The following is a 24,840-nucleotide window of genomic DNA, read 5'->3' as shown; positions in this document are numbered from 1 at the left end:
TCATTGGCGCGTTGCAGTTCTTTATTTTCGCGTTCGAGTTGTTTGATACGTTCTTGGTCTGAAAGCTGCTGTACTTTAACTGGATTTTGTTGATCGAGATGTTTTAAATACCAAACACGTAGTGTTTCAGGAGTACAACCCTTGCGCAGTATACTGCTCAGGGTGCAATTGCTGTGATTGCAGCCCAATTCGATGGATAATCTTTTTCGGATTCAATCACAAGTTGAACCGCTCTATCTCTGATTTCAGGGGTATATTTTACTTTTTTCATCGGGGCATTCTCTCAGGAAAGTTGGTCTCCGACAAACCCGGTACGGTTCAGACAAAAGAAAGTGAACGATTAATTCGCTTACCTTTATGGTATGGGATTTCGAGTGATGAAATAGATTATATTACAAATACGATTATTTGTTTTTTTAATAAACAGTAGAGTATGACTTTGAGTTTCTAAACCGCTTATACCTCCACAGATACTGCTTTAGAGTGGTCTTAATCATACGCTCCATTTCTTGATTCAGTGCGGTGACAGACACGTGTACATCTTTGGATAAAATATCCGAGAGCTGTGAAATATGAGGATCTAAGTCTTATCTTGCTGTGTGGCCTAAACAAAAAATTCTAATTAAGCGAATTTAGGTTTTAGTAAGTGACCATGAGACCAATGTCGCAGATAAATCATCAATACTAAAAATAGTATATTAAAGCTGCTAGCTTAGCACTCTGATTTAGCGAAATAACGGAGATTTTCTATTTTACATGTTTAAATGAAGTGCGTACGGCACTGTAATTTCTCCATACGAAAGTTATTTAAACGTTGATGAGTTTCTAAGAAAGGAAAGTGATTAATGTCAGTATTGTTTTTCTAGTCTATATTGGGAGGATATTTAGTAAGCCCGCATTTTAAAGATGCTACTCACCGTATTCACTAATTTTATAAGCTTGATTTGACACGTTAGTAATTTCTTGTTTTGTAAGCTTGGTATAAGCTGATAAAGATTAATTTCTGTTACTCGTCGAGCAGACGATTAAAATAGCTATAAAATGCTACTGGCTATTTTATTAGACTTTGATGAAAGCCTAATGGTAATTTAGTGAAGTTTTTAAGTAATATATAGATAGAGGAAGAAAACAGAATTAGTCCTTTTCAGCATTTCCTTTAATCACCATATAAATCAGTGCAGCGATTGAACCAAAAGCGGCAATAAAACTACTCGTACTAAAGAACACGATGCGTTGATAAGTGGTGAGGTTAAATAATTGTTCATTTAAGATATAACGCATAAATGCCCATTGCACGATGCAAAATACAATAATAATGATTGTATGACGACGAACATCAGGACGCATAGCCATATGAATGAACTCTAAAATATTTTCTGCGATTATGCCATTTTTGAGCGTTTATCTCAATGAAATAAAAACCCTGCAGTTGCAGGGTTTTTATTTAGATCAACAAAACGTTATTCTTGTGATTCAGCTTTTGGTTTTTCACGTAAGCGAATACCAAGATCACGAAGTTGAGTTGATTCAACTGGTGCAGGAGCTTGTGTTAAAGGACATTCCGCAGTTTTCGTTTTCGGGAATGCAATCACATCACGTATAGAAGAACCACCTGTCATTAACATCACAAGACGGTCTAAACCGAATGCCAAACCACCGTGTGGAGGTGCACCATAACGTAAAGCGTTCAATAAGAAGCTGAATTTCTCTTCTGCTTCTTCTTCACCAATACCTAAAGCTTCAAAAATTGCTTTTTGCATTTCTAGGTTATGAATACGAAGCGAACCACCACCGATTTCAGTACCGTTAAGCACCATATCGTAAGCAACAGACAATGCCGCACCAGGATTGTTCTTCACTTCTTCTACGCTAGATTTAGGCAGCGTGAATGGGTGGTGAACAGACGTCCATTTGCCATCATCAGTTTCTTCAAACATTGGGAAATCAACAACCCAAAGTGGTGCCCACTCGCAAGTTGCCATCTTCATGTCATGACCGACTTTGATACGTAAAGCACCCATTGCATCGTTTACAACTTTCGCTTTATCTGCACCGAAGAATACGATATCGCCATTTTCAGCACCCACACGTTTTAATAGATCAAGCACGATTGGCTCGATGAATTTCACGATCGGAGATTGTAAGCCTTCAATGCCTTTTTCCAGCTCATTGACTTTAATATAAGCTAAACCTTTTGCACCGTAGATGCCGACGAATTTAGTGTATTCATCAATTGCAGAACGTGGAAGTGAACCTGCACCCGGAACACGTAACGCAACAATACGACCTTTAGGATCTTTAGCAGGACCTGCGAATACTTTGAACTCTACATCTTGCATTAAATCTGCAACGTCAACGAGTTTAAGTGGAATACGTAAGTCAGGCTTGTCAGACGCATAGTCGCGCATGGCATCTGCATAGGTCATACGTGGGAACTTATCAAATTGAACATTAAGAAGTTCTTTAAACATCTTAACTGTTAAACGTTCCATTAAATCCATGATGTCATCGTCACTCATGAACGATGTTTCAACGTCGATTTGTGTGAATTCAGGCTGACGGTCAGCACGTAAGTCTTCGTCACGGAAACATTTAGCAATTTGGTAATAACGATCAATACCACCCACCATTAACAATTGTTTAAATAACTGTGGTGATTGAGGAAGAGCGTAGAAACTACCATTTGATACACGGCTTGGTACTAAATAGTCACGCGCACCCTCAGGAGTCGCACGTGTCAAAATAGGTGTTTCAACGTCTAAGAATCCGTTTTCTTCGAAATAGTTACGAATAAGGTTTGTTAATTTAGAACGGAAACGTAAACGCTCTAACATTTCTGGACGACGAATGTCCAAGAAACGATATTTCAAACGAATTTCTTCTGAAATATTAGTATTATCATCATTTAATGGGAATGGTGGAGTTTCAGACGCTGCTAGAACTTCAATTTCTTTACCTAATACTTCGATTTGACCACTCACCATGTTGGCATTTTCAGTACCAGCATAACGACGGCGAACGCGACCAGTTATTTTTAATACAAATTCAGAACGAGCTTTATCAGCTGTTTCGAAAGCTTCTGGTGTATCAGGATCAATAACCACTTGAACTAGACCATCACGGTCACGCATATCAAGGAAAATTACACCACCGTGGTCACGGCGACGGTGTACCCATCCGCAAAGTGTAACGGTTTGATCAATTTGAGCTTCGGTTAATGAACCGCAGTAATGAGTTCGCATCATAGCGTTAAAAATCCAACTATATGGGTTAATGAAAGCGTATACGTAAACAGCGTAACGCCTTTATACAAAGGGTGAATTATGCCTCTTTGAGACTACAGTCACAAGGAGAAGATTATGAAAGCCCTATTATTTAATGCAAATTTAAAATTAAGACGATCCTTCGAATAATTCCAATTGATCTAGGATTTGAAAAACAAGCGCACAAATCGTAAACGTCAATAGAAAGCCTCTAAAGAAATAATTAATTGAGAAGCCAATGTAACCATATAGGTCATATAAAATGGCTGTATTGTAATTAGAGTTGAAATGAATAAATCCAAATAATCCACCTAATATTGAAATTAGCACGGATACCACAGCAAAAATAGTGATAGAACGAGTTACTCTGAATGGTTGACGGTAAGTACAAAAATATTGTTTTGCAAACCATAAAATAAAGGGCAAAACGATAATAGAGGTACCAACCTGTAAAATGCGATGGAGGGGATAGTATTGCCCCAAAAGATTGATTTGCTTAGCTAATAGATCATGAAAAGCAAAGGTTCTGTAATCAACATGAGTTAAACCATCCCAAAGGATATGACTGCTGATACCCAAGATTAATGAAATATTGATCAGCACCAAGAATTGAAAGACAGATCTAAAGTTCGAGAGTTTTAAGGGATTGTAAATACCAATCCATCTAAAAAAAGTAGGTCGTAATAGTGCATACCACAATAGACAGAATGCCATTCCCACCAATAAATTGGGATATAGCAATGCGCTCCATTGATGTGAGATTTGGATATGTTCGTCTGTAAAAAGACGAAATAAGTCAGGGACCATGCAACCAATTGCTAGAGCAGAAATAGGAAGTGTTCCTTTCGATGCTTTATGCAAAATTGGTGCGAGTACAGCATGTGAAATTGTAAAGGGCATTGCTGAAATATATCAAAAAAATGCTATCTGAATTTTATAGATTAACATTGATATGTAACCCATTGGTTTAATTATATGAAGGTAATTAATTTGGAGTAAATGAATGAAATATGATTGAAGTTTGGTTGAAATGTTATATTATAACAACAATTGTAAATTCTCGAATTTTGAGCTTGTCGTATGAACTTTCATAAAAATATCATTACTGCCTCCGTCTTGGCAGTGATAGCATCCGCAGCACATGCTGATCAAAAACAAAAAAATGTTCAATTAGATACAATTTCTTCTACCGCACATCCATTGGTTCAAACAGCTGCTGACTTCGCTGTAGCAGATCATGTGATTGATCAAAAAAAATTATCTGAAAGACCAACAACCATAGGTGATGCGTTAGCCGATGAGTTGGGTGTTTATTCTAATCAGTATGGAACAGGTGCAAGTCGTCCTGTGATTCGTGGCCAAGATGGACCGCGTGTAAAAGTTTTACAGCATGCTTCTGAAACTGCTGATGTATCAACACTTTCTCCTGACCATGCCGTAACGGTTGATCCTATTTTGGCGAAGCAAGTGGAAGTTATCCGAGGACCTTCAACATTACTGTACGCAGCTGGAACTGTGGGTGGTTTAGTCAACGTGACTGATCAAAAAATACCGACACAAATGCCAGCTAATGGTCTAGAGGGGCAAGTGGGCGTCCGCTACAACTCTGGGAGTGATGAAAAACTTGCGAGTGCAGGTGTAACAGCAGCTATAGGTGAAAATTTTGCACTTCGTGTTGAAGGCACGAAGCATAAAGCCAATGATTATATCCCTTTCAAAGGTTACTTCACTGAACATCATCATGAGGGTGAGACAGAGCCTCATCGTGAAAGTGCTAAACGTGTAGAAAATACCTTCTCAGAAGGTCAAACAGTTAATGTCGGCGGCTCATGGATCCATGATCGAGGTTTTGTGGGGCTGTCATATAGTAATCGACAAGATAAATATGGATTACCAGGTCATAGTCATGAATATCATGGATGTGAATTGCATGGAGATCATTTCCATTGTCCACCACCTAATTCAGCGCACGACCATGAACACGAAAATGCTGCAGGTCCATGGGTTGACTTAAAATCTGAACGCTATGATTTGCGAACTGAATTAAATGATCCATTAAAAGGATTTGAAAAGCTGCGAGCTCATTTAAGTTTTACAGATTACGAGCATGATGAACTAGAAGAAAATGAAGTTATTAGTAACTTTAAAAGTAAGGGTTATGATGGTCGTTTAGAGTTGGTTCATATACCGTTGTTAGGTTGGGAGGGTGTTGTAGGTGTACAAGCATCTCAGCAAAAAATAAAACTTAATGCGCCTGAGGGACATGACCATGATGAAGTTGATCATGGTGACCATGATCATAGTGATCACGATCATGAACATTATGGTCATAGTCATGATGTTCTGATGGCGGATACAAAAACCAATAAGTACAGTTTATTTGCACTAGAACATAAACAGCTTGGTCCTGTGCATGTCGAATTGGGTGCTCGTGTAGACCATCAAAAAATTGATGTCGATTCCAATCAAAAGAACTACTCAGGGACTGCTGTTTCAGGATCAGCTGCAGCTAATTGGGAGTTCGCGCCAAATTATAAGTTGTCTCTAGTGGGGTCTCATCAACAACGTTTACCGCTAGCTCAAGAGTTATATGCAGATGGTCTTCATTTTGCAACAAACACATATGAGCTAGGTAATCCAGATATTGATAAGGAAACATCAAATAATCTAGAGTTAGGTCTCCATTATGAAGGTGATCAGCTCGATTATCATGTTCATGTTTATCACAATTGGTTTGATGACTATATTTATGGTGCAACTGTAGCTCAACAAGGCAATTTACGTGGACTTAAATATACGCAGGATAAGGCACGTTTTTATGGAACTGAGGCTCAGCTAGGCTATCAAATTAATGATACTTACAAGGTGAGTGTGTTTGGTGATTATGTAAGAGGCAAGATAGAGGGGGAAAATGCTCCACGTGTTCCTGCTGGACGACTTGGTACAAAGGTGGAAACCAATTTTGCTGATGGTTGGTCTGGTTTAGCTGAGTATTATCATGTATTCACGCAAGATAAATTTGCTGACTTTGAAAAAGAAACCCAAGGTTATAACATGGTCAATGTTGGTGTGTCTTATGCTGGGCAGTTAAACAATCGCAACGATTATCGCGTTTATTTAAAAGCACACAACTTATTGGATGATCAGGTTTATTCGCACAATTCATTTTTGTCGAATATTCCACAAATTGGACGTAATTTTACCGTCGGCGTTGAATACGGGTTCTAATTTAATTCAACGTGTTAAAAACAGTTTAATGCTTGAAAAAACGTAAATTAAAACCTAGTCTGAAAGTATCGGACTAGGTTTTTTGTTATGCGTCTATTTAAACGAATTCACCAAAAATTAAATTGGTCAAACCGACGTTATGTTGGTCTGATTCTAGGTATGCTGACCATCGGCTATTTAGCCTCAGCGCTTTATCATATTTATAAACCATTACCAGAAGGGCTTAATTATTCCGGTAAATTACGGCATGCAAATGTGAAATTCCTAGCAGACCAAACTTATATAGATACGGCGGGTCAGCGACAGCAGCATCAGATTTTTGATGAAATTCTCAATCTTATTGAGCAAGCGCAAACCACAATTGTGTTAGATATGTTTCTGTTCAATCCTGAAACTGGTCAGTCTCAAAATCAACATCGCGCCTTAACACAAGAACTAACCCAAGCACTCATTCAAAAAAAGCGTCTAACACCGAATATTGAAATTAAATTAATCACTGATCCTATAAATTCAGTTTATGGTGGAATAATCCCAGAGCACTATCGACAACTCAGACAAGCAGGAATTGATGTCATAGAAACAGATTTATCACCATTACGCGCATCGAATCCACTGTGGTCGGGCATTTGGTATTTTTGTTGTCAGAGTTTAGGAAATAATGCTGAGAAAGGTTGGTTAAGTAATCCTTTCGGGGAAGAAAAAATTACCATTCGAAGTTATTTAAATCTTTTTAATTTTAAAGCGAACCATCGTAAAACCATCATAGTGGATACATCCGAGGGATGGAAAACACTAGTGACTTCAATGAACCCGCATGATGGAAGCTCAAGCCATTCTAATGTAGCACTTGTGGTCGAAGGGCATACAGCCGTCGATATTTTAAAAACTGAACAATCAGTGGCTTTATTTTCTAAAGCAAATATTCCAATGGTTATTGTGGGAGATGTACCAGAAGATAAACAGTTGCCGCAAGTTCAAGTACTGACAGAAAAGGCAATATATGATGAACTGCTGAAACTGATTGAATCTGCTCAAGGTGCTGATGCAAAAATAGATTTGGCAATGTTCTATTTATCAGAGCGAAAAATTATTGAAGCCTTAATTGAAGCTCACCAACGCGGTGTTGAAGTTCGTGTATTACTAGACCCGAACAAAGATGCATTTGGACGTACTAAAAATGGTATTCCAAATCGTCCTGTCGCGACAGAGCTCTATAAAGCTGGAATAGACGTACGCTGGTGTAATACACAAGGTGAGCAGTGCCATTCAAAAATGATTATTAAGCGTAGTTCAGATCAGGTTGAACTGATTTTGGGGTCGGCTAATTTTACTGCTCGTAATTTGAAAAATTATAATTTAGAAACTGATTTACGTGTTATTGGCTCTTCAAATCAGCAAGTTTTTAAAGATGCAGTACAGTATTTTGATACTGCTTGGATGAATTTAGAGGGTAAGCAAATGAGTGTTGATTACTCAGAATATGCAGAAGATTCAAAAATGAAATATGCCATTTATCGATTCATGGAATGGAGTGGTCTCTCAACCTTCTAAAAAAAATCCCTCTAAAGAGGGATTTTTTCATTTATGGATTCGGTGGAACTAATTTATCGAGTTCCTTATCATCAATCTGATCGAGCTCTTTAATGTCAGTTTTAATTTTCCACTTAGACTCATCCTCAACAGGTTGAGGTAAACGTGCTTCTAACCAATCACAAACCACATCTGGCGTAAAATCAGGATGATTACACTGAATCACCCAAGATAAGAATTGTTTCGCCTCACCATTCATATAGGGTGGAGGAGACACAGGTAAAAACTGAGTGGGTAGGCGTTCATTTTTAGAAATGTAATTCAATACATGACCAAGTTCTTGAACCGTTTGCCAAGCTAAGGCATGGTCGATATTGATTTGAAATTTAAACCACCATGCATGTTCACCATCAGTGCCATAAGAATCGATAAAGTTTTCTTGGACACTCGGAACTTTACAAAAAAATTGGTGCAGGCGATCAAAACTCATTTCAGGCACGGTGGATAATCTCGCAAAGTTAAAAATGGTTAGTCTAGCAGATTTACAAACAGACTCATGCAGATAAATAAAAGGTCTAAAGTATTAAATTTAAAATTTTAAATAATGTTCAAGATTTCTACATGATTGATCTATATTTAAGCTTTAGAATGAATTTTGAAAATAAAAGTAATCTTAAATTTGGAATGAGGTAATAGAGATGAACAATACATTATTGGTTAAGACTCTATTGGGTTCAGTGATTCTTTTAATAACGAGTCATACTTTTGCAGATAGTTGGGCTAATTACCAAGGTTCTAAGGTTCGACCTGTAAAACCAATACAGACTCCAATATATACTGGTAATGCAGATCGTCTAAGTAAGCCAGTCCCATTGCAACAACCACGTTTTGCTCAGAATAGACCTCAATTACAGCGACCATATCCTCCTTATCCAGCGTATCCGCAGCAGAATGGGATTACAGTGATCTATCAACAGTCTTTACCGACCACGACGACATATTCTAGCAAGCAGTCAAGTTTCGTAAATGGGCAGGGTGGTACTATTGAAATGAGTCAGTATATGCTGATTTCAGATTGGCGTCGTTATGGTCTTCCTGCACCACAAGTTGGAATGCATTGGATATACCAAAATGGTCGATATATCCAGATGCCAAATGATCGTTAGATGCTTAATCCAATTTGTCTAAGCCATCTTTATCTAAGCCAACTCATCATCTTCAGGGCGTGGTGTTTTTCCAAGTGGTAAAGGTTTATCTTGGTGTTTATCTCGGATCACTGATGGAAAATTCCAAGAAGCAAAACGCACGACCAATATAGCGAATGCTAGGATTAAAATTGATCCTGTAATAATGACTAAATCAATATCAGCTTTATGGTCATGTTGAATATCTGAAATTAACAGACGTGTCAGGGCAGTGATGGCGATATAGATTAGAAATCTGACGGGCATATGATTGGTCTTAAAATAAATACCTACCATCGCACCTAGCTCTAAATAGATAAATAACAACAGAATGTCATCAATCGTTGCATATTGTTTTACCGTAAGAATATCAATCACGGTATGTCCTGCAGACCAAATTACCATGCAGCCAATAATAAAGAGCGCAATATAGTGGAAGCTCTCAACTGCTAGATTTCCAAAACGATCTAATAAGGATTCGATTTTTTCTACGCTAATATCTTTTTTACTCATGACATCTCCTCCTTTGAAAAAACCTGATGGTTTCATTGGAGTGATGCAAAATTCATGCTCATCTTATGTCTAAGCAGGGAAGACTATTATGAGTTGCTTTGAAAATAAGCAAATTTCAGGTAAAAAAAGCCTGAAGAATCAGGCTTTTTTAAGATAAAACTTATGATTGATTTATGAAGTAATCTTCGCTAAATCCCATCACGATTTCAGAGCTAGCTTTGATGCGAGCTAAACGTGTATTTAATTCAGGTAAAACGCGTTGGATGTAGTAGTTCACTAAAGATAATTTGTTCTCATAGAACTCACCTGATTTTTCACTCGCAGCTTTAGCAATTTTAGCAAACATATAGGTAAAGCTGAGTAAGCCTACCGCATGTAAATAATCAACCGCAGCAGCATTCGCATAATCAGGATTTTCCGCAGCACGTTCAAGAACAACTTGTGTAATCGATTCAAGTTCAGTTGCAGCATCAAGAGTGGCATCTTTGATGTAATTTAAGTCCGCATCTAATGCATTTGCAAAGTCACGAATTTCTTCGATATATTCTGCGATGAATTGTCCATTACATTTAATCGTTTTACGACCAATTAAATCTTGTGATTGAACGCCGTTCGTTCCTTCATAAATTTGTGAGATACGAAGATCACGGATACATTGTTCCATACCCCATTCACGAATATAGCCGTGACCACCAAAGACCATTTGGGCATCTAGTGTCGCATTGAAAGCAGTGTCTGTTAAATATGCTTTTGCGATTGGTGTGAGCAAAGCAACACGATTATTTGCTTTTGCAACTGCTTCTGGATCCGTCGAGAACTTTGTAATGTCAAGTTGTTGACCTACATATACTGCAAATGCACGTGAAGCTTCATTGTTCGCACGAGCATTTAAGAGCATACGACGTACATCACCGTGTACAAGAATACTATCAGCAGGTTTATTCGGAGATTTCACACCTGTTGCACTACGACCTTGTAAACGATCAGTGGCATATTGAGCAGCATTTTGATAAGCAAATTCAGAAGCGCCTAAACCTTGGATACCCATGGACAAACGTTCATAGTTCATCATCACGAACATTGCAGCAAGACCTTCGTTTTCTTTACCGACTAAATAGCCTTTTGCACCGTCAAAGTTCATCACACATGTTGCAGAGGCTTTGATCCCCATTTTGTGTTCAATAGAACCAGGGCCTACAGGGTTACGATCACCCAAGGTACCATCTTCATTCACTAAGAATTTAGGTACAATGAACAGAGAAATACCGCGTGAACCAGCAGGAGCATCAGGCGTTTTTGCTAATACAAGGTGAATAATATTTTCAGCTAAATCATGGTCACCACCGGTAATAAAAATTTTCGTACCCGTGATGTTGTAAGTACCATCTTCATTACGTTCAGCCTTAGTTTTAATAATGCCTAAATCAGTACCTGCGTGAGGCTCTGTGAGACACATCGTACCTGACCATTCACCTGAATAGATTTTAGGAAGATAAGTTTCTTTTTGTTCTTGAGAAGCATAGCTATTTAATGCCATACCCGCACCCACAGAAAGAAGTGGGTAAAGCATAAATGATGGGTTGGTTGCAAAAAGCATTTCATCTGTAAGCACAGTCAGCATTTTTGGCATGCCTTGACCGCCCCATTCTTCGTCAGCACCTAAGCCAATCCAACCACCTTCTGCATACTGTTGGAACGCTTCTTTAAAGCCCGCTGGTGTGGTAACAGATCCATTATTATAAGTTGCGCCTTCTTCATCACCTGTGCGATTTAGGGGAAGGGTTACGTTTTGAGCGAATTTAGCCATCTCTTCTAAAATAGCTTCAGCTGTCGCAGCATCAACATGAGCTAAATTCTCATTTGATTGCCAAAATTGTTCAGCTTGAAATACATCATTCAAAATGAACTTCATATCTGTAAGAGGCGCATTATAGATTGGCATTTTCGTTCACCTTTTTTTGTTTAAATATCTTTAGTTCTTAGCAGTCTATCGAAGCATATTAGGACTTGTTAGACGACTAAAGGTTAATATCTCGAATTATTTATAAAGAAAAAGGACGGCCAAATCTATGACTGTCCTTTTTCTTTTTACACATATTTAATGTGGATCATTAGAATGCAAAGTGTTCAGCATCTAAAGTCATTAATGGCTCTAATCCACCTGCAATTACGTCAACATGTGAGCGAACGCGTGGAAGGATCTTCTTGAAGTAGAAGCGAGCTGTCGTGATTTTCGCATTGTAGAAGTCAACTTCAGTTGAACCTGCTGCAAGTTGTTGTTGAGCAACCTGAGCCATGCGAGCCCATAAGAATGCTAGCGTTACATAACCAGAGAAGTATAGGTAATCTACTGCAGCAGCACCGACTTCATCAGGGTTTTGCATCGCGCGCATACCGATCTGCATAGTTAAATCACCCCATTCTTTATTGAGCGCAGCCAAAGGTTCAACAAACTCTTTCAAGTCTGCATTATCTTTGTTTGCTTCAGCAAATTTATGAATGATTTTGGTGAAATCTTTCAACATCGCACCTTGGGTTTGCAGTACTTTACGACCTAACAAGTCAAGTGCCTGAATTTCAGTGGTACCTTCATATAAGCAAGCAATACGTGTATCACGAACAATTTGCTCCATACCATGCTCTGAAATGAAGCCGTGACCACCAAATACTTGTACGCCTTTGTTTGCAGCTTCATAACCAACTTCAGTTAAGAATGCTTTAGCAATTGGCGTTAATAATGACAGAATATTATCTGCAAATTTACGTTCTTCTTCAGTCGCGCCTTTTTCAACGATATCAGCATAGTGAGCGAGGTAATACACTAGAGCTCGACCACCTTCAGCAAAAGCTTTTTGCGTTAATATTAAGTTACGAACTGCTGGATGCACAATAATAGGATCTGCTTCTTTTTCAGGTGCCTTAGGACCAGAAAGTGAACGCATTGCTAAACGATCTTTCGCATATGCCAAAGCACCTTGGAAAGATGATTCAGCAGCAGACAAACCTTGTACAGCTGTACCAATACGTGCAGTGTTCATGAAGGTGAACATTGCATTCAGACCACGGTTTTCAGGGCCAATCAAGTAACCTGTTGCACGATCAAAATTGATCACACATGTTGCGTTACCATGGATACCCATTTTATGTTCAATCGAACCACAACGAACAGCGTTGCGCTCGCCAACTTCACCATCAGCAGTTAAGTTAAACTTAGGTACGATGAATAATGAGATCCCTTTCGTTCCCTTCGGAGCACCTGGTAAACGCGCAAGAACGATGTGAACAATGTTGTCCGCCATGTCATGCTCACCAGCGGAAATAAAGATTTTCTCACCTGAAATCGCAAAGCTACCATCTGCATTAGGTTCAGCTTTTGTGCGGATAATACCAAGGTCAGAACCCGCATGAGATTCTGTTAAACACATGGTACCTGTCCACTCACCTGAAATCAGTTTTGGTAAGTAAGTATTTTTTTGCTCTTCCGTACCATGGTGTTCAATTGTACGAACTGCACCATGAGATAGACCTGGGTACATACCCCATGCCCAGTTCGAAGAACCGATCATTTCAGAAATGATAATGCCTAAAGAGTTTGGTAAGCCTTGACCACCATATTGTTCTTCAGCAGCTAAAGAGGGGAATCCCAATTCTACGTATTTTTTATATGCTTCTTTGAAGCCTGTTGGAGTAGTGACTACACCATCATTCCAAGTACAACCTTCACGGTCGCCTACTTGGTTGAGTGGAGATAATTCGTTTTCACAGAAATCTGCAGCAGCTTCTAAATATTGATCAACCAACTCACGGCTTACGTTTTCTTGGAATGCAGGGAGTTTTGAAAAGTGTTCTTCAGCATTTAATAATTCATGCAAAACGAATTGCATATCACGTAAGGGCGCTTTGTATTGTGGCATATCGGGTTCCTCAATACTGGTTAAACCAGATTTATAATCCTAATAAAAAATGTCGTGTCATCCACGACACCTATTTTGTTCTATTACATCGTGCAATAAGTTATTGCTTGGTACAAGTTTTATAGCCATATTCTGTGTGACTGTAAAGTCAAAGAAAAAATATTAATTTTGGCTAAGTATTTAGAGTATAAAGTTTTTTCGTGAATTATATGTGAACAGAATAGTCAAAAACGTAATAAGTTATAACATAAAAAAAGGCGCAACATGCGCCTTTTTTATATTCAATCACTTAGTAGTGAGTTGAATTGAATTATGCGGATTTTTTTAAGTCTGGTTTAACGAGTGGTTGATTTGGTTTGAAATAAACTTTACATACACCGTTGATAGTCTGTTCACCCACTTTGATTTGAACTTTTTTACCATCAGTTTGCCCATTGCATGCTTGAAGTTTTGCATTTTGACTAACTTGCTGTTGCATCAAACGTTGATCAAATTTTTGAACAAGCTCAGCACGTTTGGCATCTGTGAGAGGTTCACCTTTTTGTGAACGGTTAGCTTGGACCGAAGTTGGCTTTTCAGCTTTAAATTGGGCACGTGCTTGCTCATGCATTTTTTTCATATCAGCACGATCCGCTACGAAACGGATATGACAAGTACCATCAATATTTTGTTTATCAGTTTTGATTTGAACAGTTTGACCGACAGCTTTGCCGTCGCATGCTTGACGAATTTGCTGCATCATCGCTTTACGGTCAGCACGCGCTTGTTTGAATTGCTCGCGTTGTTCAGGTGTTAAACGTTCTTTATGATGATGTTTTTTATCATAGTGACCCTTTTTAACTTCTTGAGGTGCTTGAGTTGTTGTTTGACATGCAGTAAGTGCGCCCATACTGATTAAACCAGTGGTCACCAATACAATTTTGTTCATCGCTTTCATTATGTTTATCCCCAAAGTTGTTTGGATTCGGTATAGGTAAAGATTAAATAATAAAGATGAAGAAACAATGGAGAGTTTTTTGAATCAGTGTTAGATACAATACTGAAAAACGAAGAAATAATGTGAGTTCAATTTGAATATACGTCGCGTACCAATCGCACTACGCTTATTTTTTACAGTACTGTTAACGACATTGCTCATTACGACGGTTAGCTTAAGTGTGCTGCATTGGACGATGCAAAAAAACTTCACCAAATATGTAGCTGATGTAGAAATGCAAAAGCTTGATCATCTGATCGATAATTTAGCGGGCGTATTCTCTGTTTATCAGGATTGGGGTAATGCCGTTCAAGCTCAGATTTTACAAATTGAAGGTGAAGCTGCACCCGATGATTATGATCGACTATCACGTTGGTGGTTACGTCGCCAATATGATATTGCATTGCAACAGCGTTATTTCAAAGAGCATACATTAATTAGCGAAATTGAGTCGCAAAGAACGCAAACCATTAGTCCTGAAGAGTTGAAAGTCTTAGAAGAAAATTTACCTTCTGCATTTCAGCCATTTGAAGGATTGCGTTTTCCATTGAGTTCAAATCAGAATCAGACAAGAACCACGAACAGTTCTGATAAATCACATGAAAATAAGCTTTCAAGTTTGAGAACCTCTGAATACCAGCAGGGAAAAAAACTATTTATATCTATGTCTGATCACTTAGGTCTAAGCTCTAGACTTTCCTTATACGATGCAAAACAACAGTTTATCTTGGGTGAGCCGTCAGAGAATATGGTGTCGTATCGACCGATCACAGTTGATGGCAATATTGTGGGGTATCTCGGGCTAAGACCTGTTTTAGATCAAGATGATGCTTTAAGTATTAATTTCTTTAGCAATCAAAAGCGTTATTTATTTTTAATATATATTCTGACATTTATTTCGAGTTTGGTTGCTGCCTTATTATTAGCAACTTATTTTAGAAAGCCAATTCAACGCTTATTAAATGCAACACGAGAATTAACCAAAGGGAATTTTCAGCATCAGGTGAAAGTAAATCGTAACGATGAGCTTGGCGATCTTTCGACTGAAATTAATCAGTTAGCTGTGATTCTAGATCAGCATGAAAATTCTAGAAAGCAGTGGGTTGCAGACACTTCGCATGAGTTAAAAACGCCGCTGGCTGTTTTGCAAGCACAAATTGAAGCAATGCAAGATGGAATACGTAAACCAACGCCTGAACATTTTGCTTCAATGTTGGCACAAGTTTCGAGTCTGAAAAAATTAACACAAGATTTGGCTGCGTTAGCACAAGCTGAAGCTCAACAACTCAATTTCGATTTCAATGAAATTGACCCTTGGAGTGTCGTGTTAAATGAGATAGAAAATTTCAAACCTAAATTTGAACAAGCCGATCTCACGATTAGCGCAGAGGGACATGGAACGAAATTACAATTAGATGTAGATCGTTTTAAACAAATTATGGTCAACTTACTCGGCAATACCATTCGCTATACGGAAGCCGGTGGAAGAATTCATGTGCATACGATCGAAAACGATAAGACTTGGTCGGTGATTGTTGACGATAGCCCATTAGGTCTTACTGATGAGCAATTGGCTCATTTAGGTGAGCGTTTCTATCGAGCGGATGATTCTAGAACACGTAGTACTGGCGGAACTGGATTAGGTCTAGCATTATCGTGCAAAATTGCACAAGGCATGAAGGGCTCCTTGAAGTTTGACCACTCACCATTGGGTGGATTGCGCTGCATCCTCACATTTCCAAAGAAATCGTTTTAAATTGAAGAAGGGTGACATATGAAACATGTGATGCTGGTTGAAGATGAAGTAGAACTTGCTCAATTGGTGCGAGATTATCTTGAAGCAGCTGGCTTTGAAGTCAGTATGTTTCACGATGGTCAAGAGGCTTATGATAGCTTTTTACAACGTAAACCAAGTCTAATGGTTTTAGATTTGATGGTACCTCGTATGGATGGTCTCACGATCACCCGTAAAGTCCGTGAGCAGTCTGATTTGCCTATTATCATGGTGACAGCACGAACGGAAGAGATTGATCGTGTACTTGGTTTGAATATGGGGGCGGATGATTATGTGTGTAAACCATTTAGCCCTAAAGAGTTAGTTGCTCGTGTTCAAGCAGTGTTGCGACGTTTAGATCGTAAAGCAGAACCTGAAGAAAATAATTTATTCCGTATGGACAAAGGTCAACAACGAATTTGGTATCAAAACAAATCTTTAAATTTGACACCTACAGAATTTCGACTTCTTGAATTATTTTTAGAACACGTAGGTCAGGTGTACTCTCGTGCGCAATTATTGGATCATATCAACCCAGACAGTTTTGAAGTGGCAGATCGTGTGATTGATAGCCATATCAAAAACTTGCGCCGTAAAATCTCGGATGCCGCGGAAACAGGTAATCGCCATGAATGGGTTCAAGCTGTTTATGGGGTGGGATATCGTTTCGAATATCCTGAAGATTGATTCTTTGTGATAAAAAAAAAGCGAATCTAGAAGTTCGCTTTTTTTTGGTGCGTTGGTTTTGGTTAGGGTCTCTACAATTGGCCATTTCATATGCAACTTTCATGTAACTTTGTTAGGATATGAGCTTATTAGAGGTGGCTATCGCATTTTTATTTAAAGTAAGCTTCGACTCTAGCTTTTACTATAGGATCAACATCATCAACCATATAAAAACAATATCTATATTTTTCGATCAAAACACTAATATATTTTTGTTTATCAGGAACTGTGTGCTTTAAGATTATCTGTGCAGCTACGGTTATTAAGTTATTTGATTGGCGCATCAAGGTGATCAGCATCTCATCTTCATATCCCATAACATCTCTAGTAAATGACTGTTTTACAGTATGTACTATGGAGTTAAGTTGCTTCAAATGATATTTTTTGAAATCACAAAGGGTGAATAGCCACCAAAATTATTGGCTGAGCAGGTAAGTTTGCAGCACCAAGCTTATCAAGCATTTCAGAAATCATTGGACATGTGTCGGATTCAAATTGCTCTTCAAATGTGTAACTAAATTGCAATTTTGATATTTGATGATTACTTGCAAGAAATAATAACCAATATGCTCTGACTACAGCTTCAAATTGTCATCTAAGTAGAATCATAGCTTGTGTTGGTAGATTTGAAGATAATAAACCACTTACTCCAAGCCCATGCTCAAATGAGATGTAAATACATTGTTTAACTAAGTCCAAACGCGGCCCACAATCGATAATGTCACTATTAATAATTTCTTGTTTTAGCTCTAAGATCATCTGAGTTGATAATCCAAAAAGTTGTTATATATCCATAATAAATATCGTACTCATAGAGTTGTAATGATATAACCCAAATATAGAATAAGTTTTTCGTATTACTACTATTTATTAATTTAGCGTAATTATTGTTATAGAAAAGCAATTTTTAACTTTATTCAAATGACTCTGAGTAAAGCGATATGCTTTTGTTCGGCTTTTTTAAGCTTCGATACCACAAGATTATAGGAATTGGAGATCAAATCTTTGATAAGCTCTTCATCCAATTCAGATTCATCATAGATTGAAACCCAGTGTCGTTTATTCATGTGCCATCCAGATCGAATATAAGGATAAATATCTTTTAACATATGTCCATGATCTGGTTCGACTTTTAAATTAATCGCAGCTTTGCCTTGTAAATGAAATGCGAGCAAAAAGACTTTATCCATAATTTTATAAACATCACATCCCTCACCAAACGGTTGACTGACAGTGACTTCAGGAAGTTTTAAAGCTTGTGATGCTGCCAATTGATGTAAATGCATAGTCAAAACGAATGGTTATTGTGGATAATGATTAAATTATCCACAGAATGAGAGAGGTTTGTGAATAACTTATGATGAACAACTGACTTGAATTTCAGGGACATCACTAGCTAAAGGGCCTAAGTCTTCTGGTTGTTCAAGACGTTCTTGTTTGGTGTATGGTGTTTGAAGAAGTTTGAACAAGCGATCAACTTCAGAGAAATCATCACGTTCAGCAAGTTCAATTGCTTTCTGTGCCATATGGTTTCGTAGAACGTAGTGTGGATTGGCTGTTAACATCGCTTGATCGAGATCGTCAGTGTCTTGATTTTCTCGTATTGAGAGATATTGGTGAAGAAACCGCTCAAATGCGATACGATCAAGGCAATCATCTTTGATTTGTTCATACGCTTTATTCTGTAAACGAATAAAACTTTGGGTGTAATCAAGTTGTTCTGTTTGTAAAATATGTAGAAAAGCCATACCACAATCAAAGCTATCTTTATGAAAACTTGGTAATCCCATTTTTTGACTTAAACCAAGTTTATAGTGTTCCAGGAACGTTGGTTCATAGTGTTCTAAACAGTAAGACAAGTCTTGTTTCCATTGCTCTCGATCATAATTTTCTGGACAAAGATAAATGAGACTATTTAACCAAGTCCATAAATTCCAGTGCCCGATACTCGGTTGGTTCTGATACGTATAGCGTCCTTGGTAATCAGAATGATTGTTGATCCAATTAGGACGGAAACGCTCCATAAAACCATAAGGTCCGAAATCTAAAGTTGAGCCGGTAATATTCAGGTTGTCAGTATTCATGACCCCGTGCGCAAAACCAATCAGTTGCCACTTGGCGATCATGATCGCAGTACGTTGAATGACTTGAGTTGCAAAAGAAAGAACAGGTTGTTCTGTCTCCAAACATTCAGGGTAGTGCCATTCAATGCACTTTTGCGTAAATTCTTGCAGTAGATCTGGCTGAAATTGATTAATCCATTCAAAGTGACCCAAGCGAATATGTGTCTCGCACGTACGCAACATCATCGCGCCACGTTCAAGTTTTTCTCGTTGTACACCTTGATCTGATGATACAAAACCAATCGCATTACTGGATTGAACACCTAGGGCATTGAGGGCGTGTCCAGCCAAATATTCACGAATAACGGAACGTAACACTGCACGACCATCGCCTCTCCGAGAATAGGGGGTAGAGCCAGCACCTTTAAGGTGTAAATCGACCGTGTTGTTATTTTGGTCTAGGATTTGAGCAATGAGTAAACCGCGACCGTCACCAAGCTGTCCAGCCCATTGTCCAAATTGGTGACCCGCGTATACCATCGCCAAAGGTTCAAACTCAGCAAAAGTTTTTTGCCCGCTACAGATTTCTACCCAGTTCATCTTATCTTCTTGAGTCCACAGTAACTCATCTGCAAGTGCTTCATTAAAATGACCAGGTTTAGCCCCTTTTAGAGGAAGAGGTTGTTGATGATGATACAGTCGAGCGGGTAGTGTGTTATAGCGAGAATTGAACTGCATATAATTTTTCAAAATGTGATGAACAACTTTGACTATAGCAAAATTCGATACATAAAACTGTGACTGCTACATTGGAAATGGTATCGAAAAAATAAAAAAAGCCCCGATCAACGGAGCTTTGGAGTAACTGAAGAGTCTCTTGAATGAGTTATTCAGATACTGGTGATTTCTTTAAATTACGAACCAATAAGTTCAATGTCTCTCTATGATGAGATAAACGTTGTTCAACCAATTGGAATTCAACTTTCAGTTTACTATCCATTAGGTGAATTTTTTCAGCAACAGCTGCTTTTTTGGCATTAATTTCTTGCTCTTTAAGCTTCGCCCAATCATTTAGAGTTTGCGTAAATGCTTCATATTCTTGAGCAATTTTTGTTTTAACTGTCACGATATCATCATTCACGTTATGGCCGTAGACAGCGAGATCTTGTTGCGCATATTTAAACTTCATTGCAAGCTCAGCTTTTTTAATATTAAAGCTTGGAATACGTCGTAAGTTTTTTGCTAACCCTAGTTTTGAACACGTCCAGATCAACCATTTAGTTGGGTCGTATTGCCACCATTTTACGCCATTGCGATAGTCGTATTGGAAGATATGATGGTAGTTATGATAACCCTCACCCCAAGTCGCAATAGCAAGAACGAAGTTGTCACGTGCAGTATTTTCATCTGTGTAAGGACGTTTGCCCCACATATGGCATAGCGAGTTGATAAAGAAAGTCACATGATGGCTTAAAATTAAGCGCATTAAACCACCCAACAATAACACTCCCCAGACATCACCAACTGCCCATCCAATAGGAAGAAGAATAGCGGCATGAACGACAATCACGAGAGGGATGTAATATTTATCCTGGAACATGACAATTTTGTCAGCCAATAAATCAGGGGCGTTTTTGTAATTTGCTTCAGCTGCTGGATAGTTGCGTAGCATCCAACCGATGTGCGCGTACCAGAAGCCATTGTTAATTGAGTAGGGATCTTTTTCTACATCATCAACATGACGATGATGGGTACGGTGACCTGAGGCCCAATACAAAATGCTGTTTTGTACAGCAAAGGTTCCCATAATCATTAAAATGATTTTGAGTGGTACAGTCGCTTCATAAGCACGATGTGCCCATAAGCGGTGATAACCTGCGGTAATGCCAAGACTACTCAGACCCAACAGCGCAAACATACTGATCCACGCAGCAAGCGAGAAATCATGATGATAAGAATAAAGTGGAATCGCAATAACGGCGACAATAGGTAAAAACACCAATGCAAATACTGCAATCCAGTTGATTGGGGCTTTGGGTAGGGGAGCATTCATCTCCAACAGCACTCCTAGAACCTTTAATAGGTTAAAACTAAATCCACTCACAAATTTGTGAGGTTAGACTCGTTAATACTAACATGGGCGAACATGTGTTCACTAGCATTATTGTACAGTTGTATTGTTTAAACCGTAACAGAATACATAATTGTATAAATTCGACTTTGGACGAATTTCAAAAAATAAATTAGAGAAAAATAATCACTTAAAGCTATGAATTTAAATATATTATAGGTGAGACATCATTAACTTGGGATAATCAGTAATTAAGCCTTGGACTCCTAAATCCTTAAGCTGTTTCGCACGATCTATATGATTGACTGTCCAAATACTAATATTTAAATTTGCGGAAAGTGTGGATGCAATGATCTCATTTGTAGCAAGTTCGTTCATCCAACCAATTTGACAACATTCAAATTTCAAAGCTTGATCAATGGCTGCATGCTTTATATCGGTTTCAACCAGTAATCCACGCTTAAACCTTGATTTTTGCTTTTGAAGGGCTTGATGAATTTTAGGATCGAAACTGGTGATAATGGCTGAATCTTCAAAGCCAATTAATTGTTGATCTAAGGCATCGACAATTTTTTCTGCGGCCTTCATCGATTCAACAGCTTTGACCTCAACTTCAATATGATTAAAATTATGAATAATTTTGAGGGTTTGGTCGAGTAGCGGTGTAGTTTCGACTTTATTCCATTCAGACCACGTTACGGCATGATTATACTGCGCTAAATCTTGCTCATTACATTCGTATAAATGTTTAGCTTGGCCCGTAGTACGAATAAAGTCATCATCATGCATCACGATCAGCGCATTATCTTTGAGTTGACGGACGTCAAATTCTACAGCGCTTATACCAATATCTTGAATATATTGAAAGCCACCGAGGGTGTTTTCAGGTGCTTCCCCACGCGCACCACGATGACCAATTATTTTCATAAAACACCCTGAAATTTCAGGGTGATTTTAGTGCTAAATCATGAATGAAATATGACGATTTTAAATCAAAATTTTGATCAAAAAAGCATTTTAAGTGGATGGGGCAATCAACATGAAGAACTTTTTACACTTTTAAGGTCAGGGCTCAATCGTCTCATTGATATTCTTTTGCCAAAGCACTTCTGAACCACCTTCAGCACGTTGTAGGGTACGAGATGCGACGAATAACCAATCAGATAAGCGGTTCAAAAGTTGCAATGATGTAGCTTGGATATTTTGATCACGTTGATGGACAGACATCACGCTGCGTTCAGCTCTACGGCAGACAGCACGTGCTTGATGTGCATAGCTACAGACTAATGTACCAGCTGGCAAAATAAAGTCTTTTAGCATGGGTAATTCTTCGTTCATACGATCAATATCTTTTTCTAAGAACTCAATTGATACTGGTTGAACCAAGTTAAAGCCCGGGATACATACTTCACCGCCTAAATCGAATAACCAGTGTTGTATCAGACTGAGTGATTTATCCCATTGAGTTTTGTTTTCAATGCTGCTTAAAACAATGTGCGAACGTAATACACCAATGGTCGCATTGAGTTCATCGACATCACCTAACGCATCGATACGTAAATCATCTTTAGGTACACGTGAACCATCTCCTAGTCCAGTCGTTCCGCAGTCACCTGTGCGTGTGTAAATTTTACTTAAACGGTGTCCCATGTTATTTCCTTAATATTTAGATATCGCAATTTAAAAAGGATAATGCCACAGCTGTGACATTATCCTCAAAAAGTATTTAGCTATAGGTTGATGAAATTAGTACTTGAACGTAACACCAACGGAAGCTTGGCGACCACCATTGATGTAATAAATACCATTCCCACTAGAGTATTCAGTTTCATATTGAACATCACCAATATTTTCAATATTAGTGAATAGTTTAATATTGGGGTTTATATTCCAGTAAGCATTTACATCGATGGTTGCATAACCAGGATTATTGTATTGAGTGCTGTAACTTTTAGACTTAGAGCTACCAACTATAGAAGTGCTAATTCCGTAAACCTCATTTTGTAAGCCTGCTGATAGTGTTGCTTTTTGACGAGGGCGCTTTTGCAAATCTTCATCTGTTTCTAAGTTTTTTGCTTGCACATAAGCGTAAGAAGCATTTAAGAATAAATCATCTGTATTCCATTTATAAGAAACTTCACCACCTGTAAATTTAGACTTATTTACATTTATGAGGGTGCTATTTTTTGAAGTAATCAGATTGTCTACTTCATTACGATATACAGATAAAGAAATTAAAGAGTTTTCTGTAACTTTCTGATCTAAACCAACTTCATATGAAAAGCCTTCTTCAGGTTTTAGGTTTGGGTTGCTACCCCAATTTTTTGCATATAAATCATTCATACTTGGTGCTCTAAATGAGCTACCAATATTGGTATAGATACTTGTAGATGGGCTAAAGTGATATTTTACAGCCCCTTGACCAACGGTATGTGAGCCGAAACGTTCATCATCTTCCAAGCGAATGCCAAATTGCGCATCGATATTATTTGCTTGGTATTGATGTTGAGCAAAATAGCCTGTGCTGTTGTTTTTACGACTATATTCAACATCATACATAGGATCCCAATCACTTTTAGATAAAATATCTGCTTCAATATTTTTATGAGTTACCCCCATTAGAATATTTTGAGAAGGTGTGAATTGCCATTTTCCATAAACTTCAGTTTCTTTAGAGGTATTGTGAACAAAGTCAGGCTTGTCCATTTGGTCTAAATCATCTTTAAACTGTGATAAACGGGCATTTAATTCAAGATCTGATGTGATTTTAACCTTACCCTTTAAGTTCACAATTTCATTTTGAAAATCTTGTGAAACTAAATTGCCGTTTAAGTTGTAAGCACCATTTCCTTCATTTTGGCTGTAATCTAAAGATGCAGAAAAAGCTTCTTTGTCGACACCAAATTTTGCGCTGTATCCTTTTTGATCATATGCATATTTTTGATTACTGTTGCTTAATACTTCAGTGCCATCAGATTCTAAACGTTGACCGCGAATTTGTGTATACAAACCATTTTCAGCAAAGTCGGCACCTACAATTGATTTATAAGTTTTGTTTTCACCAATTTCGCCTGTAACAAATGCACCTGTTTTTACCGGTGTTTTAGATACAAGTTGTATGACACCACCAATAGCATCAGTACCATAAAGTACAGATGCCGGTCCTTTAAGAACTTCAATTTGCTTCAGGTCTGTTGTGTCAATAAATTGAATTGATGCTGAACCCTGAGAGGGTGTATTTAAACGAACACCATCACGCATGACTAAAGTATGGTCAGACTCAGTTCCACGTAAAAAAATAGAAGCTTGCTGTCCATATCCGCCAGTCTGAACCATATTGATTGATGCATCATTAATTAATAAGTGAGGTAAAGATACAATAGGGGATTGATCTAGAACTTTAGGCTCAATAATTGAAATCCGCGCAGGCACATTTTCAATATTTTGTTCACTACGAGAAGCTGTAACCACAATCGTGCTTAAAGAAGATTTTGCAGAAGTTTGAGCTTCAGTCGTTGCTGTTACAGACGTTGAAAAACCCATCGCAATAGCGATTGCACCAACCAAAGCTGTTGGTTGACATTGAATAGACATAACA

The 24,840-nt window shown here is 38.1% G+C and carries 21 protein-coding genes and 1 pseudogene; 5 read left to right on the top strand and 17 right to left on the bottom strand.

Annotated elements, in window-relative coordinates:
* From AC1M84_RS11015 to AC1M84_RS11000, 4 genes and pseudogenes are all read right to left on the bottom strand, one after another.
* Positions 1 to 271, bottom strand: a pseudogene (locus tag AC1M84_RS11015) (transposase); the annotation flags it as partial.
* Positions 272 to 1,134: 863 nt separating this feature from the next.
* A complete protein-coding gene (locus tag AC1M84_RS11010) occupies positions 1,135 to 1,353 on the bottom strand; it encodes a hypothetical protein (RefSeq protein WP_481594993.1) in 219 nt (72 codons plus the stop codon).
* A 107-nt stretch (positions 1,354 to 1,460) separates the two neighbouring features.
* Positions 1,461 to 3,245 (bottom strand): aspartate--tRNA ligase, encoded by a 1,785-nt coding sequence (gene aspS, locus AC1M84_RS11005; RefSeq protein WP_481594992.1) that lies wholly within the window; start codon positions 3,243 to 3,245, stop codon positions 1,461 to 1,463.
* Positions 3,246 to 3,392: 147 nt separating this feature from the next.
* Positions 3,393 to 4,163 carry a DUF4184 family protein gene (locus tag AC1M84_RS11000; protein WP_481594991.1) on the bottom strand — a complete coding sequence of 257 codons (771 nt, stop codon included), beginning with the start codon at positions 4,161 to 4,163 and terminating at the stop codon, positions 3,393 to 3,395.
* Positions 4,164 to 4,343: 180 nt separating this feature from the next.
* Between AC1M84_RS11000 and znuD the strand changes: the two genes are divergently transcribed.
* Together znuD and AC1M84_RS10990 are read left to right on the top strand one after the other, a co-directional pair.
* The gene (gene znuD / locus AC1M84_RS10995; RefSeq protein WP_481594990.1) at positions 4,344 to 6,491 is read left to right on the top strand and encodes a zinc piracy TonB-dependent receptor ZnuD; all 2,148 of its coding nucleotides are present in this window, start codon (positions 4,344 to 4,346) and stop codon (positions 6,489 to 6,491) included.
* Positions 6,492 to 6,578: 87 nt separating this feature from the next.
* The gene (locus tag AC1M84_RS10990) at positions 6,579 to 8,042 is read left to right on the top strand and encodes a phospholipase D family protein (RefSeq protein ID WP_481594989.1); all 1,464 of its coding nucleotides are present in this window, start codon (positions 6,579 to 6,581) and stop codon (positions 8,040 to 8,042) included.
* 31 nt (positions 8,043 to 8,073) lie between these two features.
* Here AC1M84_RS10990 and AC1M84_RS10985 read toward each other — a convergent pair whose 3' ends face one another.
* A complete protein-coding gene (locus AC1M84_RS10985) occupies positions 8,074 to 8,520 on the bottom strand; it encodes a hypothetical protein (RefSeq protein WP_035265570.1) in 447 nt (148 codons plus the stop codon).
* 199 nt (positions 8,521 to 8,719) lie between these two features.
* Between AC1M84_RS10985 and AC1M84_RS10980 the strand changes: the two genes are divergently transcribed.
* Positions 8,720 to 9,187, top strand: a complete 468-nt coding sequence (locus AC1M84_RS10980; RefSeq protein WP_481594988.1) for an RcnB family protein — start codon at positions 8,720 to 8,722, stop codon at positions 9,185 to 9,187.
* A 33-nt stretch (positions 9,188 to 9,220) separates the two neighbouring features.
* Here AC1M84_RS10980 and AC1M84_RS10975 read toward each other — a convergent pair whose 3' ends face one another.
* From AC1M84_RS10975 to AC1M84_RS10960, 4 genes are all read right to left on the bottom strand, one after another.
* Positions 9,221 to 9,718 carry a phosphate-starvation-inducible protein PsiE gene (locus AC1M84_RS10975; RefSeq protein ID WP_035265636.1) on the bottom strand — a complete coding sequence of 166 codons (498 nt, stop codon included), beginning with the start codon at positions 9,716 to 9,718 and terminating at the stop codon, positions 9,221 to 9,223.
* 160 nt (positions 9,719 to 9,878) lie between these two features.
* On the bottom strand, positions 9,879 to 11,660 hold the full coding sequence (locus AC1M84_RS10970; RefSeq protein WP_481594987.1) for an acyl-CoA dehydrogenase C-terminal domain-containing protein: 1,782 nt from the start codon (positions 11,658 to 11,660) through the stop codon (positions 9,879 to 9,881).
* Positions 11,661 to 11,829: 169 nt separating this feature from the next.
* Positions 11,830 to 13,632 carry an acyl-CoA dehydrogenase C-terminal domain-containing protein gene (locus AC1M84_RS10965; RefSeq protein WP_180028280.1) on the bottom strand — a complete coding sequence of 601 codons (1,803 nt, stop codon included), beginning with the start codon at positions 13,630 to 13,632 and terminating at the stop codon, positions 11,830 to 11,832.
* 310 nt (positions 13,633 to 13,942) lie between these two features.
* On the bottom strand, positions 13,943 to 14,569 hold the full coding sequence (locus AC1M84_RS10960; protein WP_481594986.1) for a hypothetical protein: 627 nt from the start codon (positions 14,567 to 14,569) through the stop codon (positions 13,943 to 13,945).
* 133 nt (positions 14,570 to 14,702) lie between these two features.
* On the opposite strand from AC1M84_RS10960, the gene baeS reads away from it, so the two are divergent.
* Positions 14,703 to 16,364 carry a sensor histidine kinase efflux regulator BaeS gene (gene baeS / locus AC1M84_RS10955; protein WP_035265564.1) on the top strand — a complete coding sequence of 554 codons (1,662 nt, stop codon included), beginning with the start codon at positions 14,703 to 14,705 and terminating at the stop codon, positions 16,362 to 16,364.
* A gap of 18 nt (positions 16,365 to 16,382) precedes the next feature.
* A complete protein-coding gene (locus AC1M84_RS10950) occupies positions 16,383 to 17,069 on the top strand; it encodes a response regulator (RefSeq protein ID WP_092767563.1) in 687 nt (228 codons plus the stop codon).
* Positions 17,070 to 17,218: 149 nt separating this feature from the next.
* Here the strand turns inward: AC1M84_RS10950 and AC1M84_RS10945 are convergent, their stop codons facing one another.
* From AC1M84_RS10945 to AC1M84_RS10910, 8 genes are all read right to left on the bottom strand, one after another.
* Positions 17,219 to 17,482 (bottom strand): hypothetical protein, encoded by a 264-nt coding sequence (locus AC1M84_RS10945; protein ID WP_481594985.1) that lies wholly within the window; start codon positions 17,480 to 17,482, stop codon positions 17,219 to 17,221.
* Between the two features lie 16 nt (positions 17,483 to 17,498).
* Entirely contained in the window at positions 17,499 to 17,642 is a 144-nt protein-coding gene (locus tag AC1M84_RS10940) for a hypothetical protein (RefSeq protein ID WP_481593575.1), read from the bottom strand.
* A 383-nt stretch (positions 17,643 to 18,025) separates the two neighbouring features.
* Positions 18,026 to 18,394, bottom strand: a complete 369-nt coding sequence (locus AC1M84_RS10935) for an MmcQ/YjbR family DNA-binding protein (RefSeq protein ID WP_481589239.1) — start codon at positions 18,392 to 18,394, stop codon at positions 18,026 to 18,028.
* Positions 18,395 to 18,463: 69 nt separating this feature from the next.
* Complete coding sequence (locus AC1M84_RS10930; RefSeq protein WP_481593543.1) at positions 18,464 to 19,909, bottom strand: protein adenylyltransferase SelO; 1,446 nt, start codon at positions 19,907 to 19,909, stop codon at positions 18,464 to 18,466.
* Positions 19,910 to 20,057: 148 nt separating this feature from the next.
* A complete protein-coding gene (locus AC1M84_RS10925) occupies positions 20,058 to 21,224 on the bottom strand; it encodes an acyl-CoA desaturase (RefSeq protein WP_481593544.1) in 1,167 nt (388 codons plus the stop codon).
* A 231-nt stretch (positions 21,225 to 21,455) separates the two neighbouring features.
* Entirely contained in the window at positions 21,456 to 22,169 is a 714-nt protein-coding gene (locus AC1M84_RS10920) for a glycerophosphodiester phosphodiesterase (RefSeq protein WP_481593545.1), read from the bottom strand.
* Positions 22,170 to 22,307: 138 nt separating this feature from the next.
* Entirely contained in the window at positions 22,308 to 22,892 is a 585-nt protein-coding gene (locus AC1M84_RS10915; RefSeq protein WP_481593546.1) for a cob(I)yrinic acid a,c-diamide adenosyltransferase, read from the bottom strand.
* A gap of 96 nt (positions 22,893 to 22,988) precedes the next feature.
* Positions 22,989 to 24,836 carry a TonB-dependent receptor plug domain-containing protein gene (locus AC1M84_RS10910; RefSeq protein ID WP_481594984.1) on the bottom strand — a complete coding sequence of 616 codons (1,848 nt, stop codon included), beginning with the start codon at positions 24,834 to 24,836 and terminating at the stop codon, positions 22,989 to 22,991.
* Positions 24,837 to 24,840: the final 4 nt, after the last annotated feature.

It is taken from the genome of Acinetobacter sp. 24-47-66, from assembly GCF_056779755.1.
This window is presented reverse-complemented; position numbering and strand designations above follow the sequence as displayed.

Coding starts and splice junctions, on each gene's coding strand:
- AC1M84_RS10935 (WP_481589239.1), bottom strand. CDS start 18,394: ATGCATTTACATCAATTGGCAGCATCACAAGCTTTAAAACTTCCTGAA.
- AC1M84_RS10970 (WP_481594987.1), bottom strand. CDS start 11,660: ATGCCAATCTATAATGCGCCTCTTACAGATATGAAGTTCATTTTGAAT.
- AC1M84_RS10925 (WP_481593544.1), bottom strand. CDS start 21,224: ATGAATGCTCCCCTACCCAAAGCCCCAATCAACTGGATTGCAGTATTT.
- AC1M84_RS10910 (WP_481594984.1), bottom strand. CDS start 24,836: ATGTCTATTCAATGTCAACCAACAGCTTTGGTTGGTGCAATCGCTATT.
- AC1M84_RS10915 (WP_481593546.1), bottom strand. CDS start 22,892: ATGGGACACCGTTTAAGTAAAATTTACACACGCACAGGTGACTGCGGA.
- AC1M84_RS10920 (WP_481593545.1), bottom strand. CDS start 22,169: ATGAAAATAATTGGTCATCGTGGTGCGCGTGGGGAAGCACCTGAAAAC.
- aspS (WP_481594992.1), bottom strand. CDS start 3,245: ATGATGCGAACTCATTACTGCGGTTCATTAACCGAAGCTCAAATTGAT.
- AC1M84_RS10975 (WP_035265636.1), bottom strand. CDS start 9,718: ATGAGTAAAAAAGATATTAGCGTAGAAAAAATCGAATCCTTATTAGAT.
- AC1M84_RS10950 (WP_092767563.1), top strand. CDS start 16,383: ATGAAACATGTGATGCTGGTTGAAGATGAAGTAGAACTTGCTCAATTG.
- AC1M84_RS10960 (WP_481594986.1), bottom strand. CDS start 14,569: ATGAAAGCGATGAACAAAATTGTATTGGTGACCACTGGTTTAATCAGT.
- znuD (WP_481594990.1), top strand. CDS start 4,344: ATGAACTTTCATAAAAATATCATTACTGCCTCCGTCTTGGCAGTGATA.
- AC1M84_RS10980 (WP_481594988.1), top strand. CDS start 8,720: ATGAACAATACATTATTGGTTAAGACTCTATTGGGTTCAGTGATTCTT.
- AC1M84_RS10965 (WP_180028280.1), bottom strand. CDS start 13,632: ATGCCACAATACAAAGCGCCCTTACGTGATATGCAATTCGTTTTGCAT.
- AC1M84_RS10990 (WP_481594989.1), top strand. CDS start 6,579: ATGCGTCTATTTAAACGAATTCACCAAAAATTAAATTGGTCAAACCGA.
- AC1M84_RS10930 (WP_481593543.1), bottom strand. CDS start 19,909: ATGCAGTTCAATTCTCGCTATAACACACTACCCGCTCGACTGTATCAT.
- AC1M84_RS11000 (WP_481594991.1), bottom strand. CDS start 4,163: ATGCCCTTTACAATTTCACATGCTGTACTCGCACCAATTTTGCATAAA.
- AC1M84_RS11010 (WP_481594993.1), bottom strand. CDS start 1,353: ATGGCTATGCGTCCTGATGTTCGTCGTCATACAATCATTATTATTGTA.